The organism is Streptomyces sp. GSL17-111 (genome assembly GCF_037911585.1).
Classification (GTDB): domain Bacteria; phylum Actinomycetota; class Actinomycetes; order Streptomycetales; family Streptomycetaceae; genus Streptomyces.
In genome coordinates this window covers 1,685,574-1,702,038 of sequence record NZ_JBAJNS010000001.1, presented here as the reverse complement: position 1 = coordinate 1,702,038, position 16,465 = coordinate 1,685,574, and the positions used below count along the sequence as shown (strand labels likewise).

General features: G+C 72.4%; 17 protein-coding genes. 8 read left to right on the top strand and 9 right to left on the bottom strand.

The window, feature by feature from the left end:
* Positions 1–10: 10 nt before the first annotated feature.
* Together V6D49_RS07160 and V6D49_RS07155 are read right to left on the bottom strand one after the other, a co-directional pair.
* On the bottom strand, positions 11–904 hold the full coding sequence (locus V6D49_RS07160; RefSeq protein WP_340563746.1) for a 1-aminocyclopropane-1-carboxylate deaminase/D-cysteine desulfhydrase: 894 nt from the start codon (positions 902–904) through the stop codon (positions 11–13).
* Positions 905–974: 70 nt separating this feature from the next.
* Positions 975–1,565, bottom strand: coding sequence for a peptidoglycan recognition protein family protein (locus V6D49_RS07155; RefSeq protein WP_340558105.1), 591 nt, complete (start codon positions 1,563–1,565; stop codon positions 975–977).
* 109 nt (positions 1,566–1,674) lie between these two features.
* Between V6D49_RS07155 and V6D49_RS07150 the strand changes: the two genes are divergently transcribed.
* On the top strand, positions 1,675–2,823 hold the full coding sequence (locus tag V6D49_RS07150; RefSeq protein ID WP_340558103.1) for a class I SAM-dependent methyltransferase: 1,149 nt from the start codon (positions 1,675–1,677) through the stop codon (positions 2,821–2,823).
* Here V6D49_RS07150 and V6D49_RS07145 read toward each other — a convergent pair.
* Together V6D49_RS07145 and snpA are read right to left on the bottom strand one after the other, a co-directional pair.
* The gene (locus V6D49_RS07145; protein ID WP_340563744.1) at positions 2,789–3,250 is read right to left on the bottom strand and encodes an NUDIX domain-containing protein; all 462 of its coding nucleotides are present in this window, start codon (positions 3,248–3,250) and stop codon (positions 2,789–2,791) included. The genes V6D49_RS07150 and V6D49_RS07145 overlap by 35 nt on opposite strands.
* A gap of 193 nt (positions 3,251–3,443) precedes the next feature.
* Positions 3,444–4,139 carry a snapalysin gene (gene snpA, locus V6D49_RS07140; RefSeq protein WP_340558101.1) on the bottom strand — a complete coding sequence of 232 codons (696 nt, stop codon included), beginning with the start codon at positions 4,137–4,139 and terminating at the stop codon, positions 3,444–3,446.
* A 226-nt stretch (positions 4,140–4,365) separates the two neighbouring features.
* On the opposite strand from snpA, the gene V6D49_RS07135 reads away from it, so the two are divergent.
* The gene (locus V6D49_RS07135; protein WP_340558099.1) at positions 4,366–5,358 is read left to right on the top strand and encodes a LysR family transcriptional regulator; all 993 of its coding nucleotides are present in this window, start codon (positions 4,366–4,368) and stop codon (positions 5,356–5,358) included.
* Positions 5,359–5,492: 134 nt separating this feature from the next.
* On the top strand, positions 5,493–6,692 hold the full coding sequence (locus V6D49_RS07130) for a S8 family peptidase (protein ID WP_340558097.1): 1,200 nt from the start codon (positions 5,493–5,495) through the stop codon (positions 6,690–6,692).
* Between the two features lie 174 nt (positions 6,693–6,866).
* Here V6D49_RS07130 and V6D49_RS07125 read toward each other — a convergent pair whose 3' ends face one another.
* Positions 6,867–7,556 carry a potassium channel family protein gene (locus tag V6D49_RS07125; RefSeq protein WP_340558095.1) on the bottom strand — a complete coding sequence of 230 codons (690 nt, stop codon included), beginning with the start codon at positions 7,554–7,556 and terminating at the stop codon, positions 6,867–6,869.
* Positions 7,549–8,871 (bottom strand): TrkH family potassium uptake protein, encoded by a 1,323-nt coding sequence (locus V6D49_RS07120; RefSeq protein ID WP_340558094.1) that lies wholly within the window; start codon positions 8,869–8,871, stop codon positions 7,549–7,551. The genes V6D49_RS07125 and V6D49_RS07120 overlap by 8 nt, the downstream gene beginning before the upstream one ends.
* 294 nt (positions 8,872–9,165) lie before the next feature.
* On the opposite strand from V6D49_RS07120, the gene V6D49_RS07115 reads away from it, so the two are divergent.
* Positions 9,166–10,125 (top strand): bile acid:sodium symporter, encoded by a 960-nt coding sequence (locus tag V6D49_RS07115; protein WP_340563742.1) that lies wholly within the window; start codon positions 9,166–9,168, stop codon positions 10,123–10,125.
* 107 nt (positions 10,126–10,232) lie between these two features.
* Here the strand turns inward: V6D49_RS07115 and sodN are convergent, their stop codons facing one another.
* Positions 10,233–10,628 (bottom strand): superoxide dismutase, Ni, encoded by a 396-nt coding sequence (gene sodN, locus V6D49_RS07110; protein WP_340558092.1) that lies wholly within the window; start codon positions 10,626–10,628, stop codon positions 10,233–10,235.
* Between the two features lie 124 nt (positions 10,629–10,752).
* On the opposite strand from sodN, the gene sodX reads away from it, so the two are divergent.
* A complete protein-coding gene (gene sodX / locus V6D49_RS07105) occupies positions 10,753–11,157 on the top strand; it encodes a nickel-type superoxide dismutase maturation protease (protein WP_340558090.1) in 405 nt (134 codons plus the stop codon).
* On the opposite strand, the gene V6D49_RS07100 is transcribed toward sodX, so the two are convergent.
* The gene (locus tag V6D49_RS07100; RefSeq protein WP_340558089.1) at positions 11,079–11,690 is read right to left on the bottom strand and encodes a CGNR zinc finger domain-containing protein; all 612 of its coding nucleotides are present in this window, start codon (positions 11,688–11,690) and stop codon (positions 11,079–11,081) included. The two genes, sodX and V6D49_RS07100, sit on opposite strands and share 79 nt — an antisense overlap.
* 93 nt (positions 11,691–11,783) lie before the next feature.
* Here V6D49_RS07100 and V6D49_RS07095 point away from each other — a divergent pair, with 93 nt between their 5' ends.
* Complete coding sequence (locus V6D49_RS07095) at positions 11,784–12,557, top strand: class I SAM-dependent methyltransferase (RefSeq protein WP_340558087.1); 774 nt, start codon at positions 11,784–11,786, stop codon at positions 12,555–12,557.
* A gap of 77 nt (positions 12,558–12,634) precedes the next feature.
* On the opposite strand, the gene V6D49_RS07090 is transcribed toward V6D49_RS07095, so the two are convergent.
* Positions 12,635–13,831: an NAD(P)-dependent malic enzyme gene (locus V6D49_RS07090; protein ID WP_340558085.1), complete on the bottom strand. Its 1,197-nt coding sequence runs from the start codon at positions 13,829–13,831 to the stop codon at positions 12,635–12,637.
* A 556-nt stretch (positions 13,832–14,387) separates the two neighbouring features.
* Here V6D49_RS07090 and V6D49_RS07085 point away from each other — a divergent pair.
* Positions 14,388–15,338 (top strand): ABC transporter substrate-binding protein, encoded by a 951-nt coding sequence (locus V6D49_RS07085; protein WP_340558083.1) that lies wholly within the window; start codon positions 14,388–14,390, stop codon positions 15,336–15,338.
* A gap of 148 nt (positions 15,339–15,486) precedes the next feature.
* The gene (locus tag V6D49_RS07080; protein WP_445330623.1) at positions 15,487–16,434 is read left to right on the top strand and encodes an amino acid ABC transporter permease; all 948 of its coding nucleotides are present in this window, start codon (positions 15,487–15,489) and stop codon (positions 16,432–16,434) included.
* Positions 16,435–16,465: the final 31 nt, after the last annotated feature.

Here is a 16,465-nt window from a genome sequence, read left to right as displayed (position 1 = left end):
GAGGCAGACACTAGCCGGTGACGACGACAGCGACCCGTGTGCCCGGGGCGAAGGCCCCCTCCTCGGCCAGGGTGGTGATCCCGAGCAGGAGCTTGGCGACGTACACCCGCTCCAGGGGCATCCCGTGGCGGTCCTCGAAGTCGGCGGCGAACCGCTCCAGCTCCGGGGTGCCGCGCGCGTATCCGCCGCAGTGGAAGCGCTCCTCCAGCCGCCACGTGCCCCGGGGACCGCCGAACGCCTCGCGCTGCAGCCGCGTGACCTCGGCCTCCAGGAACCCGCCCCGCAGCACCGGCACGCCGATCGCCGGTGGGCCGGCCGCCGCCAGGCCCGCGAGCGTGCCCCCCGTCCCGCAGGCGACGGCGGCGACGTCCGCGTGCCCGGCCAGCTCCCTGCCCAGTGCGGCGCAGCCCCGCACGGCGTGCGCGTTGCTCCCGCCCTCCGGCACGACGTGTACGCCGCCCGGCAGGCCGAGCAGCGCGCACAGCTCGGCCGCGTACGCCGGATCGGCCCGGCGACGGTAGTCGGCCCGGGTGACGAAGTGGAGCCGCATGCCGTCCGCGACGCAGCGCGCCAGGGAGGCGTTGCGTGGACGGTCGGCCAGCTCCTCGCCCCGCACGACGCCGACGGTGGCCAGGCCCAGGAGCCGTCCGGCCGCCGCCGTGGCGCGCAGGTGCCCGGAATAGGCACCGCCGTACGTCAGCAGCGTGCTGTGCCCGTCACGCCGGGCGGCCATCAGGTTGGGGACGAGTTTGCGCCACTTGTTGCCCGGAAGCGCCGGGTGCAGCAGGTCGTCCCGCTTGAGCAGCAGGCGCAGCCCGCGCCGGATGAAGCGGTCGTCCGGGGCCTCCGTCAGCGGCGACGGCAGCGCGGCGCGCAGCGGCTCGGGGACCTCCGGCCGACCCACGGCGGGCGGGTGCGCGGCGGCCGGGGCCGGCGGGGGCGTGCGGTCGTCGGGGGCGGTCACCTCACGATTGTCATCGCAGCCGCTCGCGGATGCGATCGCGCATCCAGTCCATGGAGAAGCCCCGCGGATCGATCTTCTGGTTCGTCCACTCCAGGTGCCCGATGACCGACCACTCGTTCCACCCGTGGTGCCGGCACACGGCGGCCGAGGCACGGGCGATGGCGTCGAGTTGTGCGGCGGGCCAGGGATCGCGCCCGTTGCCCCAGTTCTCGCACTCGAAGCCGTAGAAGCGGGTGTTGCCGTCGGTGTTGCGCTCGTTCGGCGCGGGGGTGCGGCGCTCGGCGATGACCGCGCGCAGCACGTCGTCGTCGCCGAGCCCCGCGTGGTTCGACCGGCCGTGACCGACGAGGTGGACCCGGCCGTCCTTGGTGATCACGCCGTGGCACAGCGGGCCGGGGAGGCCCGAGTAGCCGTAGCGGCAGAGGTTGACGGTGCGCTTGGTGCCGTTGGTGACGGTGTGGTGGATCATCACGCCGTTCACCGGCCCCCACGCACCGACGTGGTTGCGGTTGTGAGTACGCCAGTTGCCCACCTCGACGACGTCGCACCCTTCCCGGCGCAGCGCGGCGAGCATGGCGTTCGCTGTGATGGGAGTCGCCATGAGGGGGTTTTACCCTTGGTAGTTGATCCCTTACCTTTTGTCATACCGCGCACGCGTGGAGAAGCCGTGCAGATGCACACGCCGCACGCCCCCCGGCTAGAGTCGGTCCATGGACGTCCTCCCCCTCGATTCCGCGCGCCCCGCGCTGCGCTGGCGCTCCGAGTCGGCGGCACCGGCGCCCCGGCGCGTGCTGGAGGGTGACGACGCGCTGCGCGCCGCCGACGTCTACCGGCTCGCCTGCGAGGGCACGGCCGTGCTGTGGCGGGGCGACTACCAGGGCGCCCGGCAGCTCCTGACCGCCCTCGCCCGGCGCGTCGACCGTGGCCCGCGCCGCAACCGCAGGGCACCGGCGGCGGCGCGGGACCCGTACGACGCCTTCCACCGCCACCGGCAGGAGCAGGGCCGACGGGCCCGCGTCCTCGGGATGCTGCTCGTCCCGGTGGACCCGGGCTACGTGGTGCCGCTGCGCCGCGCCCCCGACGTCCGGGCGGCCTGCACCGAGGCGTACGGCCCGGCGGGGGCCGACGGCGACGACGCCCCCTTCGCCGTCTCCCTGCGGGAACTGCTCGGAGTGATCGGCGCCCACGAGTGGCGGCGCAGGGGTGTACCGGTGGCCGCGCTCGGCGGCGACCGCGTCCACCCCCACTACGGCGTCTTCTCCCCGGTGCGCGGCGAGTACGTCGACCTCGTGGCCCGTGCCCCGCTGCCCGCCGACCGCGGCATCGCTCACGACATCGGCACCGGCACCGGCGTGCTCGCGGCGGTACTGGCCCGGCGCGGCGTGGCCCGGGTCGTCGGCACCGACCAGGACCCGCGCGCTCTCGCCTGCGCCCGGGACAACGCCGAACGGCTCGGCCTGGCCGACCGGATCGACGTCGTCGAGGCGGATCTCTTCCCGCCCGGCCGGGCTCCGCTCGTCGTGTGCAACCCGCCGTGGCTGCCGGCGAAGCCCACCTCGGCCGTCGAGCGCGCCGTCTACGACCCCGGCAGCCGGATGCTGCGCGGGTTCCTCGCCGGGTTGCCGGGCGCACTGGCCCCCGGCGGCGAGGGCTGGCTGATCCTCTCCGACCTCGCCGAACGCCTCGGACTGCGCGGCCGCGACGAGCTCCTCGGCCTCGTCGACGCCGCCGGACTCACCGTCGTCGACCGGCTGGACGCGCGCCCCACGCACCCCCGGGCGACCGATCCCGACGACCCCCTGCACGCGGCGCGCTCGGCGGAGATCACCTCGCTGTGGCGGCTGGCTCCCAGCCGGTGAGCAGCACCCGGTGCTGCCCGGCCCGGTAGCGCGCGACCGCCTCCGGGGTGGGAGCCACCGCGTCCGCGGGGATCTCGTCCACGGGGACCCAGCCGACCCAGGAGTGCTTCTCCGGCTCGGCGTTGACCAGCTCCCCGGACCACGTCCGCGCTCCGAAGACGACCGTCAGGTAGCCGCCGGGCGCCTCCGCCCCGCGCGCGCCGTGCACGACGTGGACGAGTTCCAGCTCCTCGGGGGCCACCACCAGGCCCGTCTCCTCACGCAGCTCGCGGGCCGCCGAGACGGTGACGGGCTCGCCCGGCTCGGCCTTCCCCACCGGCAGGTCCAGCCGGCCGCGCGCGAACTTGGCACGGGGCCCGCGCCGCAGGAGCAGCACCCGGTCGTGCCGCGCGTCGTGCACGATCACGGCGGCGGCCAGCAGGCACATGGAGTCGGTGGCGGGCGGCAGCACGGTGTCCCCCTCGTTCCCTCGTTCTTCGATCCCGGACCCCCAGCATGTCAGCCGACGCCGACAGCGCGGTGCCCGCCCGACCCCCTCGGTCGGACGGGCACCACGGACCGGGGCCGTTCGGGTCGGCCCCTCGGTGGCCGGGGGTGAGCACGCGCCCCGACCACCGGGCTCACTTGGCCGAGAGCTCCTTGTCGAAGGCGGAGAGGCCGTAGCTCCACAGGGAGTTGACCCGGTTGATCTCGTTGCGGTTCGGGTACGCGTTGGTGCACGACGGACCGGGCCCGCCGCCGGACATCAACTCGCTGCACGGGCCGGAGTAGTTGTCCGGGAGGCCGAGCACGTGACCGGTCTCGTGCGAGGTCACGCGGGTGGAGTCGTAGACCTGGTTCTGCTGGTAGTCGAGGAAGATGTACCCGTTCCCCCGCCCGTCGGTGTAGGCGTACGAGCCGCGTGAGCTGTTGCCCTCGTAGTAGCGGAAGTCCGCGCCCGACCCCTCACGCAGCTGCACGCTGCTCACGGAGGAGTTCCATATCTGGGTGGAACGGGAGATCTCGGTGCGGAAGCTCGGCGCCTGGCTGGCGTCGTAGGTCACCGTCACGGCCTGGGCGCCGGGGTTCTCCGCGTACTTCTCCATCGCCGAGGCCCGCACGGCCTCGAAGAACGCCCGCGTCGCCTCCTGGTCGGAGACGGCCGCACTCGGGGTCCTGGGGCCGGTGAAGGCGGCGGTGGTGAAGGCGCGTTCGGCCTGCGTCGCGCCTTCCGGGGTGGCGGGGGCCGCCGCGGTGGTCGTGGCCGGCACGGCGGCGAGGCCCGCCGCCATGGCCAGGCCCACGGCAGCGGAGAAGACGTGCTTCGGGTACTTCATGGGGGGTCCCTTCCTCGTCCCGGCACCGACCGGCCGCCGTGGAGTGGGGGGTTGCGGCCGGTCGGTGCCCGGATGAATCGCGGTCCAGGCGAGTGTCCGGGCCACGGCGAGGCGGGGGAAGGATGCCAGCAGGCGATAGGACGGGGCTATCACCCCCGCCGTGCCCGTCCGACCAGCGCGGTCACACCCCTGGTGACGCCGCGCGGCCCGCCGCTATTCTCCGGGCGTGGAGTTGGAAGTCAGGCACCTGCGAGCCCTGTGTGCCATCGCCGACGCGGGCAGCGTCCGTGCGGCGGCACGCCGACTCAGCATGACCCAACCCTCGTTGACGACACAGCTGCGGCGCATCGAGAACGCGCTGGGCGGTCGGCTGTTCGTCCGGGAGCGCACCGGCAGCCGCCCCACTCCCTTAGGACGCACCGTCCTCAGCCGCGCCCGGCCCATCGTCGCCGAGATGGCCGCGCTCATCACCGAGGCCCGCGAGGCCGTGCTGCGGACCGACGAGGCACGCCTGCGGGTCGGCAGCACCGGCGGCACGGGCAGCAGCACCGTCGTCGGCTGGCTGCGTCGACTGCACGCCCGCTACCCCGGTGTCGACACCACCGTCCACTTCGAGGTCTCGGCCAACCTCCTCCTGCGCATGGTCGCCGCCGGACAGCTCGACGCGGCCTTCGTCCACGAGGTCGCCGGCTGCCCCCTGCACCTGCCGGCCGGCCTGGAGCAGCGCGTCCTCGTCGAACGGGAACCGCAGTTCGTGGCCGTCCCCGCCTCCCACCCGGCCGCACACCGGGCTCAGATCGAGCTCGCGGACGTCGCGCAGGACAGCTGGATGGTCGACCCGACCGCCGACGGCGAATGGGACGGCCTGCGCCGCGTCTTCGCCGCCGCCGGGCTGAACCCCAAGGTCGTCCTCGGCGACTACAACACCGCGGGCGTCCTCGCCGCCGCGGGCGAGGTCGTCATGCCCTGCCAGCCCACCTCGGCCGGCCGGCCGGGCCTGGTGGTCCGCCCGCTCGCCGGTGACCCGCTCACCGTGCGCCTGCTGCTCGTCTCCCGCCCGTCCCCGGTCCCCGGAACCGACCTGGACGAGGTCTTCGCCGCCCTGCGCGACGCGTACGCGGAGATCGCGCGGGGCTGCGACGCCTACCACCGGTGGCTGCTGCGCCACGGGAGCCCGCTCCTGGCGGGGGAGCCGGAGGCCGAGGCCCCGGCCGGGTGACCACCGGACGGGTGAGAGGGCTCAAGCCCACGGCGTGGCGCTGACGATGGTCCTGGCGACGGCCGTCGCACACGTCATGCGGACCGCGGGCGTGCCGGGGGCCGCGCGCCGACCCCGTCTGAGAGGCACCGCTGATGTTCCGTTCCCTGACGCGTCGTCTGGCCCTGGCGACCGCCGCGGCCCTGCTGCCCGCGCCCCTCGTCGCCGCCGCTCCCGACGGTGGCGCGCCCGAGCCCGAGCGCACGGTGCTCGCGCCGCTCTTCCACAGCGCCGACCCGATCCCCGGCCAGTACCTCGTCACCCTCGACGCCGGCTTCGACCCCGCCCGGATCGCGCGGGGTGTCGGGGCCGAGCCGAGCTTCGTCTACCAGGCCGCCGTCCTGGGGTTCGCCGCCCCGCTCACCGACGCGCAGGTGACGGCCGTCCGCCGGGCGCCGGGCGTCGCCGCCGTGGAGCAGGACGCCCGCGTGCAGCTGAACGACCCGCTTCCGCTGCCCCGGCCGGCGGCCCCCGCGGCCCCCTGGGGGCTGGATCGGATCGACCAGCGCGAGCTCCCCCTCGACGGCGGCTACAGCGTGGGCAGCGACGGCTCGGGCGTCACCGCCTACGTGATGGACACCGGCATCGACTACGACCACAGCGAGTTCGGCGGCCGCGCCGAGGCCGGGTTCGACGCCGTCGGGGACGGCCGCGACGGCGCCGACTGCAACGGCCACGGCACCCACGTCGCCGGGACGGTGGGCGGCGGCACCTACGGCGTCGCCCGCAACGTCTCGCTGGTCAGTGTGCGGGTGCTGAACTGCGAGGGCCTGGGCAGCACCGGCGGCATCATCGCCGGGCTGGACTGGACGGCGCGCAACGCCGAGAAGCCGGCCGTCCTCAACGCCTCCCTGGGCGGCGGCTACTCCTACGCCACCAACGCCGCCGTCGACAACCTGGCCCGGGCCGGGGTGCTGCCGGTGGTGGCGGCCGGGAACTCCGACCGGAACGCCTGCTCCGTCTCCCCGGCCGGCGCCGACTCGGCCGTCACCGTGGGCGCGACCCGACGCGACGACGACGAGGCGCAGTTCAGCAACCACGGCTCCTGCGTGGACCTCTACGCCCCCGGCGTGGACATCGTCTCCGCCCAGCTCGGCGGTGGCAGCGTCGCGCTGAACGGCACGTCGATGGCCGCCCCGCACGTCGCCGGGGTGGCCGCCCTTCACCAGCAGGAGAGCGGGGGCACGTCCGCCGCCGCTCTCGCCCGTCTCCTGACGCGGACCGCGACCCCGGACCAGGTCGGGAACATCGGCCCCGGCTCCCCGAACCGGCTGCTGTTCACCGGCTCCCTGTGACGCGGTGCGCCCGGCCCGAGGGGTTCCCCCGCGTCACCCCCTGGCCGGGCGCCGTGCCGTGGCGTCCTCCGGCACACCACCGCAGCGTAGAAGCGGCCCGGCGGGGCCGACCGGCTTTTCGGGCAGCCGTGAAACGTCCCCGGTCACCGGCGTCGACGACGGGCGCGCACTCGCTCAGCGCAGGTCGCTGAAGCGCTCGCTCTGCCGGGTGCGACCGGCGACGATGATCGTGTCGTCCGCGTCGAGGACGGTGTCCGCCGTCGCGTAGGTGAACCCCTCCCCGGGACGCTTGACCGCGACGACGGTGACCCCGAAGCGGGAGCGGACCCCGCTGTCGGCCAGGCGGAGGCCGACGATGTCGGCGGGTGGCCGCGTCTTGACCATGGCGAAGTCGTCCTCGAACTCGATGTAGTCGAGCATCCGGCCACGGACGAGGTGGGCGACCCGCCGCCCCATGTCGTGCTCGGGGTAGACGACGTGGTGGACCCCGAGCTGGGTGAGGATGCGGCCGTGCGCCTCGCTGATGGCCTTCGCCCAGACGTCCTGGACACCGAAGGAGATCAGCAGTGACGCGGTGAGGATGCTCGCCTCGATGTCGGTGCCGATCGCCACCACGGCGCGGTCGAACTCGTGCACCCCGAGCTGGCGCAGCACATCCTCCTTGGTGGAGTCGGCGCGCACCGTGTGGGTCAGCACCCCGGAGAGGGACTGCACCACCTCCAGGTCCTCGTCGATCCCGAGCACCTCGGTCTGCTCGTCGACCAGTTCCAGGGCCAGCGAGCGGCCGAAGCGCCCCAGACCGATGACGACGACGGAATCGCCCTCCGCCTTCCGGCGGCTTGTGGCGCTGCGTTTCCTAGCCAATGACGGGTCGCTCCTCGGGGAAGTCGTAGAGGCGGGCGCGCTGGCGCAGGGCCAGGGCGGACGCCACGGTGATGGGGCCGAGTCGGCCGATGAACATCAGGACGACGAGCAGGAGCTGTTCGGGCGCGGGCAGGTCCGCCGTGATGCCCGTGGACAGACCGACCGTCGCGAAGGCGGACGTCACCTCGAAGAGGGACTGGTCGAGGCTGAAGTCGGTGAAGACCAGGAACACCACCGTCGAGCCCACGACGGCCGCCACGGACAGCAGGACCACCGTCAGCGCCTGCCGCTGGACGTCGCCGTGCAGACGTCGGTGGAAGATGTTCACCGACGCCTCGCCGCGCACCTCGGCGTAGATGACGAAGAACAGCACGGCGAACGTCGTCACCTTGATGCCGCCCGCCGTCCCGGCGCTCGCGCCGCCCACGAACATGAGCACGTCCATGCCCAGCCACGTGGCCGGATTCATCTCCGCCGTGTCGACGCTGTTGAAGCCCGCCGTGCGGGGCATGACGCCCTGGAAGAACCCCGCCAGGAGCTTGCCGGGAACGCTCAGGGGGCCCAGCGTTCCCGGATTGCCCCACTCCAGCGCGGTGATGAACAGCGCGCCGCCGAAGAGGAACGCCGAGCTGGCCGCCAGCACGATCTTCGTGTGCAGGGACCAGCTACGGGGCCGGCGCCAGCGTCGCCGCAGCTCGAAGAGGACGGGGAAACCCAGACCGCCCGCGATGACGGCCGAGGCGATGGGCAGACAGATCCACGGGTCCGTCACGAACCCCATCAGGCTGTCCGAGTAGAGGGCGAACCCCGCGTTGTTGAAGGCCGAGACGGAGTGGAAGACCCCCAGCCACAGCGCCTCGGGCCAGGGCGTGTCATAGCCCAGCCCGAACCGGAGGGTCAGGACGAGCGCGATCACCGCCTCGATGAGCAGGGAGGCCTTCACCACACCGACGACCACCGAGCGGATCTCACCCAGCCCGAGCGCCTTGGTCTCCGACGCGGCCCTGAGGCGGGCCCGCAGCCCGAGCCGGTGGGAGACCAGCATCACCAGGACGGAGGCGAAGGTCATGATGCCGAAGCCGCCGACCTGGATCAGCCCCAGAATGACCGCCTGCCCGAACCCCGACCAGTACGAGGGGGTGTCGACGACGACGAGTCCGGTGACGCAGACCGCGGAGGTCGCCGTGAACAGCGCCTCCATGGCGTCGGCCCCACCCGGGCCCACCTTGGCGGCCGGCAGCATCAGCAGGCCGGTCCCGGCCGCGATGGCCGTCGCGAATCCGGCCACGACCACCTGGGCCGGATGCCGCAGCATCGGCCGGTTCCTCTTCACCAGGGCCACGGCACACCGTCGCCCGCGGGCTTCCCACACGTGCTCACCGGACGACGATAACCAGCCACTTCACCCGGAGACCGCCCGTAGCGCCTCTCGGCGAGCTAGAAATCCGTCAATAACTCCACGTCAGCGCTTCGGTACGCACGGTGCGTGACGTGCGTACCGCGCCGGAGGGTCTGTGAGGATGGGCGGGGCCGCCGCCGGGCGGTTCCGGAACGCACGGAGGGAGCGGCGCGGGTGTCGCAGCAGGGGCCGCGGGGACTCGTCGGCCGCATGGAGCACCACCAGGTCGCGGTCTACGTGGCCGCGCTCGCGGCCGGAGCCCTGCTCGGCCGGACGGTGCCCGCTGCCGGGCCGGGCCTGGAGCACGCGATCGGCCCGGTGCTCGGTGCGCTGCTCTTCGTCACCTTCCTCCAGGTCCCGGCGGCCGACCTGGCCCGCTCGCTGCGCGACGGCCGGTTCCTGTCCGCCGCGCTCCTGGTGAACTTCGCGGTGGTGCCGCTCGCGGTCGCCGCGATGTTCCCGTTCCTCCCCGCCGACCAGGCCGTCCGGCTCGGCGTCCTGCTGGTGCTGCTGTGCCCGTGCGTGGATTACGTCATCGTCTTCTGCGGGCTGGCCGGTGGCTCGCACCGCAGGCTGCTGGCCGCCACCCCGCTGCTCCTCGTCGCACAGATGGCACTGCTGCCGGTGTTCCTGTACCTGTTCCTGGGCGCCGGGCTGGCCGACGTCGTCGAGGCCGCGCCGTTCCTGGAGACGTTCCTGACGCTGATCGTCATACCGCTGCTCCTCGCGTGGGCCCTCCAGGCGTGGGCCGCGCGCCGTCCGGCCGGACGGGCGGTCGCCGACGCGGCGACCACCACGATGGTGCCGCTGATGGCGGCCACCCTGCTCGTCGTGGTCGCCTCCCAGGTGCCGGGGCTCGACGACGGCTTCGGCGACGTCGCGGCCGTCGTCCCGTTCTACGTCGTCTTCCTGGTCGTCATGGCGTTCGCCGGAAAGGCCGTGGCCCGCCTCTTCCGCCTGGACGCCCCGGCCGGGCGCGCGGTCGTCTTCTCCGGCGCCACCCGCAACTCCCTGGTCGTCCTGCCCCTCGCTCTCGCCCTGCCCGACGAGCTCGCCGTCGCGGCCGTCGTCGTGGTCACACAGACGTTGGTCGAGGTGGTCGGCATGGTCGCCTACGTCCGCGTCGTGCCCCGGCTGCTCCCGGCGAAGCCCGCCGCCCCCGTCGCCTGAGAACGCCGCACCCGGCCCGCGAGCCGCCGCGACGGCGGGTGCGAGCCGGGTGCGAGGGACTAACCGGCGGCCCGAGCAGGCCGTGGCCTGCCCGGCATGAGACGGGCTCAGGCCTTCTTGGTCTCCCAGAAGATCTTGTCGATCTGGGCGATGTAGTCCAGGGCCTTCTGGCCGGTGGCCGGGTCGGTGGACCCCTTGGCGGCCGAGAGAGCCTTGAGGGTGTCGTTCACCAGCTGGTGCAGCTCCGGGTACTTCTCGAAGTGCGGCGGCTTGAAGTAGTCGCTCCACAGCACCGAGACGTGGTGCTTGGCGAGCTCCGCGCGCTGTTCCTTGATGTCGGTGGCGCGGGCGCGGAAGTGCGGGTCCTCGTTGGCCTGGTACTTCTCCTGGACGGCCTTCACCGACTCGGCCTCGATGCGGGCCTGGGCCGGGTCGTAGACACCGCAAGGAAGGTCGCAGTGGGCGCTGACCTCCACCTTCGGCGCGAACAGGCGGGAAAGCATAAGAGCTGGGCCTCCTCGTGATCGTCTTCTCAGGTGCGAGATTACTCCCTGAGGGAAGGCTTTTCGCGCGGGGGCCCGCTGGATTAGGGCGAAAGTCCGAGGGGCGGCGTGCGGCTTTCGGAGGATGGACCGGACGGAGGACGGGCTGGTGCTGGGACGGATCGGGCTGGCGGAGGTGTTCAACCCGTCGATGGTGCCGACCCTGCGGCCGGGGGACCGGCTGGTGCTGCGGTACGGCGTCCCGGTGCGACCGGGACACGTCGTCGTCCTGCGGCATCCGTTCCAGCACGACCTGCTCATCGTCAAGCGGATCGTGGGCCGCCGCGAGGGCGGCTGGTGGGTGCGGGGCGACAACCCCTACGTGCGCAACGACAGCCGGGAGTTCGGGGCGGTGCCCGACGAACTCGTCGTGGCGCGCGCCTCCGTGCGGCTGCGGCCGCCGCGCGAGGTTCAGCGCTCCGTGGCCTCGGTGACGGGCTGGGCCCTGTCGGCCGTGCGTCCGCTCTCCAGACGCTTGCGGGCCCGGTAGGCGGCGACGTTGGCCCGGGTCGCGCAGCGGTCGGAGCAGTAGCGCCGGGAGCGGTTGGTGGAGGTGTCGAGGTAGGCGTTGCGGCAGGGATCGGCCTGGCAGACGCCGAGGCGGTCGACGCCGAGGTCGGTGAGGCTGAAGGCGAGACCGATGGCGGCCATGGCGGTGTAACCGGCGCCCGCGCTGGCGGCGTTCTCCGCGAGGTGCATGTGCCACTTGGGGTTGCCCTCCTCGTCGCGGTACTCGTGCCCGGCGACCTGGGGGCTGCAGGGGTACTCCATGAGCAGCGCGTTCAGCAGGTTCACCGCGCGGACCTCGTCGTTCTCCGCGGCGGCGGTGAAGACGGCGCGCAGCCGTGTCCGCACGGTGCGCAGTCTGGCGACATCGGCCTCGGCGGTGCGCCGGGCCGTCTGCCGGCCTGCTCCGAACAGCTCCCGCACCGCGTCGACCGAGGTGAGCGAGTCCTCGCCACGCAGCGGCTGCTCGGTGTTGACGAGCCGCACGGCGAAGTCCGCGTAATAGGTCAGTTCCACTTGTGATCCTTACGGCTCAGGTCTAGGGTGGCGCACAGGATGGGATGTAAGGGCTGGCCCCCGAGCCAGCCTATTACTCACGGAGGGGAAGCGATGACGGACACCGCCGCACACACCGACTGGCAGGCCTGGCAGCACTCCTGGGACCGACAGCAGCAGTGGTACCTCCCTGACCGCGAGGAGCGCTTCCGGACGATGCTCGACACCGTGGAGGCGCTCGTCGGGCCCGAGCCGCTGGTGCTCGACCTGGCCTGCGGTACGGGCAGTATCTCCGATCGGCTCCTCGCGCGGTTCCCGAACGCGCGAAGCGTGGGCGTCGACCTCGACCCGGCCCTGCTGACCATCGCGCGCGGCCACTTCGCCGACGAGAGCCGGGTCCGCTTCGTCAGCGCCGATCTGCGCGACCCCGACTGGGTCGGGAAGCTGCCGCACCAGCGGTTCGACGCCGTCCTGACGGCGACCGCGCTGCACTGGCTGCGGACGGAGGAGCTGGCGGCGCTCTACGGCCGGCTCGCCGGGCTCGTGCGCGACGGGGGCGTCCTCCTCAACGCCGACCACATGCCCGACGAGCGCACGCCGAGGATCAACGAGGCGACCCAACGCCACGACAAGGCCCGTCGGGCCACGGAGAAGGCGGCCGGCGCCCAGGACTGGACCGACTGGTGGCGGGCCGCCGCCGAGGACCCGGCGCTCGCCGGGGCCGTCGCCGAGCGCGACCGCATCTTCGGAGCGCCCGCCGACGACCACGCGGACGGACAGCTGCAGTCCCCGGCCTGGCACGCACGCGCCCTCCTCGACGGCGGCTTCGCCGAGGCCAGGACGGTGTGGGCCTCGCCGAGCGACGCGATGGTCCTCGGGCTGAAGTAGGCGCGGCACGGGTGGCGTGCGGACAGGACGGCGGGGGCGGCACGGGGTCCACCCGTACCGCCCCCGCCGTCCTGTCACTAGCGCCGGGCGACGCCCTCCGCACGGGCGGCCGCCGCGACGGCGGCGGTGACCGCCGGGCCCACCCGCTCGTCGAACGGCGAGGGGATGACCTTCTCGGCGCTCAGCTCGTCGGCCACGACAGCCGCCAGGGCCTCGGCCGCGGCCAGTTTCATGCCCTCGGTGATGCTCGTCGCCCGCACCTGGAGCGCACCGGCGAAGACACCGGGGAAGGCGAGCACGTTGTTGATCTGGTTCGGGTAGTCGCTGCGCCCGGTGGCCACGACGGCCGCGTACTTGCGCGCGACGTCCGGGTGGATCTCCGGGTTCGGGTTGGCCATGGCGAAGACGAACGCGCCCTCGGCCATCGTCGCGACCGCCGGCTCGGGGACCGTGCCGCCGCTGACGCCGATGAAGACGTCCGCGCCCGCCATGGCGTCCTCCAGCGACCCCGAGCGCCCGGCCTTGTTGGTGAAGCCGGCCAGCTCCCGCTTGACGGCGTTGAGGTCGTCGCGGGCCGCCGAGACGATGCCCTTGCGGTCACAGACGGTGACGTCGCCGATGCCCGCCTCAATGAGGATCTTGGCGATGGCCACGCCGGCCGCGCCCGCGCCGGAGATCACGGCCCGCAGGTCTCCCAGTGCGCGCCCGGTGAGCCGGGCCGCGTTGCGCAGGGCGGCCAGCGTCACGATGGCGGTCCCGTGCTGGTCGTCGTGGAAGACGGGGATGTTCAGCCGCTCCTTGAGCCGCTCCTCGATCTCGAAGCAGCGCGGGGCCGAGATGTCCTCCAGGTTGACGCCACCGAAGGAGGGGGCCAGCCGGACGACCGTCTCCACGATCTCGTCCGCGTCCTTGGTGTCCAGCGCGATCGGCACCGCGTCCACGCCGCCGAACTGCTTGAACAGGATGGCCTTGCCCTCCATGACGGGCAGGGACGCCTCAGGCCCGATGTCGCCGAGCCCGAGGACGGCGCTGCCGTCCGTCACGACCGCGACCACCTGCGACTTCCAGGTGTAGTCGTCCACGAGCTCCGGCTGCTCCGCGATGGCCGTGCAGACCTTGGCGACGCCGGGCGTGTAGGCCAGCGACAGGTCGGCCGTGTCCCGCACGGGCACGGTCGCCCGCACCGCCATCTTGCCGCCGCGGTGCAGTGCGAAGGCCGGGTCGATCGCGTCTTCGGCCAGCTCTTCCTGCGGATTGACGATCTCCGCTGCCACTTTGACCCCTTATTCCAATTCATTGCCGAGGGTACCGCTGCCTGGTTGAGGCGCGGGCGGAACCACGTCCACGTTCCCGTCGGGCGGTCGCCACCGTTCAGGGGGGAGGTTATGGACGCCGGGCGCGCCGCACACGCGCCCTGGTCCCCGGGTGAGGGGTGTAGCAGCCCTTTGTACCGGATGACGATGAGCGCCACGAGTCGCCTTTCCCAATCCCGGGGGGTCACGACCACGGAAGGTGATCGATCATCGAGGACTTATCCGGCGAACACGACCCAATCGGGCGGTGCGTGAGGGGGGAAGGGGGCTTTCCTCGCAATCTGGTCGCGGTTGCGTGAGGAAGCTCTCAATCCGGTCGGTAGGGGCCCTCCGGGGTGCCGAAACCGACCAAACGGTGTTCGGTCACCGATCTCCGTTATCCGATTTTGATATCGCTCCCCTCTTCCGAGGCGTGTCCGGATGGCAAGATTCCTCCCATTACGCAGGGTCGCGTCCCACGAAGGCGTGAGCCGCTGCCCGCTGAACGCCCCCTCACCCCTCGCAGGAGGACCTCACCATGACCGCACGCATCACCCGCCGTCCGTCCGCGCGCCGTCGTCTCGCCGCGGCCGGAGCCATCGCGGTCACGGGGGCCCTGATACTGACCGGCTGCGGCGACCAGACCGACAATGCGGACAGCGGCGACGAGGGCAAGAAGGAGACCACCTCCTCCGAGGCCCCGCTCTTCGACCAGCTGCCCAAGGACATCCAGGACGCCGGTGTCATCAACGTCGGCTCGGACATCGCCTACCCGCCCATCGAGTTCATCGAGGGCGAGGAGATCAAGGGCATCGACCCCGATCTCGCCGAGGCCATGAGCAAGCAGCTCGGCGTCGAGCTGAAGTTCCAGGACGCCGCCTTCGACCAGCTGATCATCGGCCTGAACGACTCCAAGCGCTACGACATCGTCATGTCGGCGATGACCGACACCAAGGAGCGCCAGGACGGCGCGGCCGAGGACGCCGAGGGCGGGGTCGACTTCGTCGACTACTTCCAGGCCGGTTCGGCGCTGCTCGTCGAGAAGGGCAACCCGGAGAAGATCGAGACCCTCGACGACCTCTGCGGCCTCGGGGTCGCCGCCCAGCGCGGCACGGCCAACGAAGCGCTGCTGGAGGCGCAGATCGAGAAGTGCGGTGACGACAAGATCGAGCCGTTCATCGCCGACAAGGACACCGACTCCGTCACCCAGCTCCAGAACGGCCGCGTCCAGGCCGTCATCACCGACTACCCGGTGGCCATCTACACCGAGAAGACCGCCGGCGGCGGCGACCGCTTCGAGGTCGTCGGCGAGCAGATCGACGCGGCCCCCTACGGCATCGCCGTCAACAAGCAGAACACCGAGCTGCGCGACGCCGTCCAGCAGGCCCTCCAGGCGATCATGGACAACGGTGAGTACGCGGAGGTGCTGAAGGAGTGGGGCGCCGAGGAAGGCGCGCTGGAGAAGGCCACCGTCAACGCGGGCAAGTGAGGGCGGACCGCACCGCCCCGGGCCATTCCCTGCACCTGATTGAGGCAACACTCCCGTGAACGAAGCACCTGACACGCCGGGCGAGCCGCAGGAGGCCGACCGGGCCTCCGCGGCCGCCGGGCGCGACGCACAGGTCGGCGAGACCCGGCTGACCAAGACCGACACGCTCCCGACGGAGGAGACGGCCACCGCCGACCTCCCCCCGGCCGCCATCAAGGCCATCCCCGTGCGCCACTGGGGCCGGTGGGTCGGGGCCGCCCTCGTCCTCGCCGCCCTCGCCGCGATCGCCCTCGCCTTCGTCAACGGCGACATCGCCTGGGGCGTCGTCGGCGAACGTCTGACGGACGGCACGTTCTTCTGGCCCGCGTGGGAGACGCTGAAGATCAGCGTCTACGCGATGCTCATCGGCGTGGTGCTGGGAACGCTGCTGGCCGTCATGCGGCTGTCCTCGAACCCGGTGCTGTCCGCGGTCTCCTACGCGTACATCTGGTTCTTCCGCGGCACCCCGGTGATCGTCCAGCTGCTGCTCTGGTTCAACCTGTCGGCGGTCTTCACGTACGTCGACCTGGGACCGCTCTACAAGAACGAGATGAACGACGTCATGACGCCGTTCGTCGCCGCCCTGCTCGCCCTCGGACTCAACGAGGCCGCGTACATGGCGGAGATCAGCCGTGCCGGAATCCAGTCCGTCGACCACGGTCAGACGGAGGCCGCGCACGCCCTCGGCATGAGCGGCTCCAAGACGATGCGCCGGATCGTGCTGCCCCAGGCGATGCGCGTCATCATCCCGCCGACGGGCAACGAGTACATCAACATGCTCAAGACCTCGTCGCTGGCGTTCGCCATCGGCTACGGGGAGCTGTTCTACGTCGCCAAGAACGTGGGGACCACGGACTACAGCGTGATGGAGATGTACCTCGTCGTCTCCGTCTGGTACCTGGGCCTGACGACCATCTTCAACGTCGGCCAGTACTACCTGGAGCGGCACTACTCCAAGGGCGCCGACCGCGCCCTGCCGCCCACCCCGCTGCAGCGCATCCGGGGCCAGCTGACCGCCTTCCGCACGCCGAGCAAGGTGGGAGGCACCACCGTATGAGCGAGAAAGAAGCAACCGGCACCGCCGGGAC

What these genes read in the sequence shown, in the direction of transcription:
- V6D49_RS07155 (WP_340558105.1), bottom strand. Translation starts at nt 1,565, where the DNA reads ATGGCGACTCCCATCACAGCGAACGCCATGCTCGCCGCGCTGCGCCGG.
- V6D49_RS07150 (WP_340558103.1), top strand. Translation starts at nt 1,675, where the DNA reads ATGGACGTCCTCCCCCTCGATTCCGCGCGCCCCGCGCTGCGCTGGCGC.
- V6D49_RS07145 (WP_340563744.1), bottom strand. Translation starts at nt 3,250, where the DNA reads ATGTGCCTGCTGGCCGCCGCCGTGATCGTGCACGACGCGCGGCACGAC.
- snpA (WP_340558101.1), bottom strand. Translation starts at nt 4,139, where the DNA reads ATGAAGTACCCGAAGCACGTCTTCTCCGCTGCCGTGGGCCTGGCCATG.
- V6D49_RS07130 (WP_340558097.1), top strand. Translation starts at nt 5,493, where the DNA reads ATGTTCCGTTCCCTGACGCGTCGTCTGGCCCTGGCGACCGCCGCGGCC.
- V6D49_RS07120 (WP_340558094.1), bottom strand. Translation starts at nt 8,871, where the DNA reads ATGCTGCGGCATCCGGCCCAGGTGGTCGTGGCCGGATTCGCGACGGCC.
- V6D49_RS07115 (WP_340563742.1), top strand. Translation starts at nt 9,166, where the DNA reads ATGGAGCACCACCAGGTCGCGGTCTACGTGGCCGCGCTCGCGGCCGGA.
- sodN (WP_340558092.1), bottom strand. Translation starts at nt 10,628, where the DNA reads ATGCTTTCCCGCCTGTTCGCGCCGAAGGTGGAGGTCAGCGCCCACTGC.
- sodX (WP_340558090.1), top strand. Translation starts at nt 10,753, where the DNA reads ATGGACCGGACGGAGGACGGGCTGGTGCTGGGACGGATCGGGCTGGCG.
- V6D49_RS07095 (WP_340558087.1), top strand. Translation starts at nt 11,784, where the DNA reads ATGACGGACACCGCCGCACACACCGACTGGCAGGCCTGGCAGCACTCC.
- V6D49_RS07085 (WP_340558083.1), top strand. Translation starts at nt 14,388, where the DNA reads ATGACCGCACGCATCACCCGCCGTCCGTCCGCGCGCCGTCGTCTCGCC.